We start from the raw sequence: 1763 nt of genomic DNA, 5'->3' as shown, positions 1-1763 counted from the left end.
CTCCCTCGGTAAAATGTAGTTTTCTCACGAATGCTCGCTTATTCGCAGGATCTCTCCAATAGATAAATCGCTATTCGGATAGAAGAGGGGGTGTACCGTCAAATTCGCCAACGGAAGCGCATGCGGGAACAGAAGGGGCGAGTTTTCGCTCCTTTTTTACTGCTCTGTTGCACGCTTCTCCACGTACTTCCGGAGGCTTTCACTCCCATTTCTCGACGGGTCGTTGCCCTTTCATTCCTTCGTTACGCCTATCCGGTTGGTGGAGGCCGGTTATCCTAACGGTACGGGTCTGTGCCCTTTTGCTCAATGTAATCCGGTACTCCGTGCAGTCTTGAGATCCTGCGAATAAGCCAATTTCCGTGCTAACTGAGAAGCGGCCAAGCAGTTTGTTTCATAGGATGAGCTCGATCAGGTTCGTAAGCTTCGCCGCTATGTGCCATAGCAACTAGGAGGCGAGCCAACTTGCCGCAAAGCTTCATCACGGAGCGCATTGGCTTCATGCTTTTCATCTTAACATTCACTTCGTGCTGTCGTTTAAACGATACATCGTTCATGATGAGGGCCATGGTTGCCATGAACAGAGCATGCCGAAGCCTTGGTCGGCCACGTTTGCTGATGGACATCTGGCCCTTCCATTTGCCTGAACTCGCTTCAGCCAGGTTAAGGCCGGCATGCCGTAGCAACGCGTTACCATGTACATAGCCGCTGAGGTCCCCAGCTTCACCGAGAATACCGGCGACTGACAGGATGCTCAAGCCCTTAATAGCTAGCAGCGGCTCGGCTAGCGGAATCCGGATCAGTGCAGCCGCAACTTCATCCTCGATTACCTGCAGCTGCTCCGTAGCCAGATCGTATTCGGCGAGTAGCTGTTGAAGATGAAGCTTGTAGGCTCTCTCGGCATGCTTGGCGCCGACTGAGCGTGCTGCTAGAGCCAGCAGTTCGGCAGCTCTTCGTTCACCGCTGTGCCGCTTCATGACCGTTTTCCAGCCGTCGATTACCTGGCGAACGGTGAGTTTTTGAAGATCGGCGGGCGTAGGAAAGAGACGCAGTGTAGCAAGCGATCCGGAGCCAATGAGGTGCTTGTATACCTGCCGCAGCTCAGGGAACACAATGTCGACCCAGCGGTGGATCTGGTTCTTGACGCTGACGAGACGATGGACAATTGTCTCCCGGTTCGCCATGAGAACGCGCAGTTCCATAAACACTTCACTGGTTTCTTTGATAAAGGTGTAGTAGCCGTTTTTCACCATGTCGGCGATAACAAAGGCATCTTTGATGTCGCTTTTAGATGGTGTATTGTCGCGGTTTTCCTTGTTCTTTTTGACGAGATGAGGATTCACCAGCACAACCTCGAGTTTGCGGTCTTTGAGCCAAGCAGCAAGGCTAAGCCAGTAGTGGCCGGTTGGTTCCATGCCGATGATGGTGTCGTTTAGTTGGTGCGTTTCCTGCAAACCTCTCATCCACTGCAACAATAGGCCGAAGCCCGTGTCGTCGTTGGAGAAGTGAAGCGGAGTGCCTAGCAGAATTCCACGGAAGTTGACGGCGCGCGCAACGTGGGTTTGCTGGGCGATGTCGATACCGACGACAAGGTGCTGAGTTGAAATACGTTCGAGCAGTTGATTTTGTTTGGTTTGAGCTTTAAACTTCAAGATAGAGCGACCTCCTTATGATGGCTAAAGGGCTATGACCCGTGACTACCCCATCTTACTGGAGGCGCTCGTTTTTATGCAAAACGCAAAATTAACGCTCTACAGGAATCCTAA

At 52.1% G+C, this 1763-nt stretch carries 1 protein-coding gene; it reads right to left on the bottom strand.

Features of this window, described 5'->3' with window-relative positions:
• Window positions 1-362: 362 nt before the first annotated feature.
• Window positions 363-1649 (bottom strand): IS110 family RNA-guided transposase, encoded by a 1287-nt coding sequence (locus AC50X8_RS32355; protein ID WP_494883707.1) that lies wholly within the window; start codon window positions 1647-1649, stop codon window positions 363-365.
• Between the last annotated feature and the right edge of the window lie 114 nt (window positions 1650-1763).

It is taken from the genome of Paenibacillus sp. JT22N15, from assembly GCF_059383755.1.
This window is presented reverse-complemented; position numbering and strand designations above follow the sequence as displayed.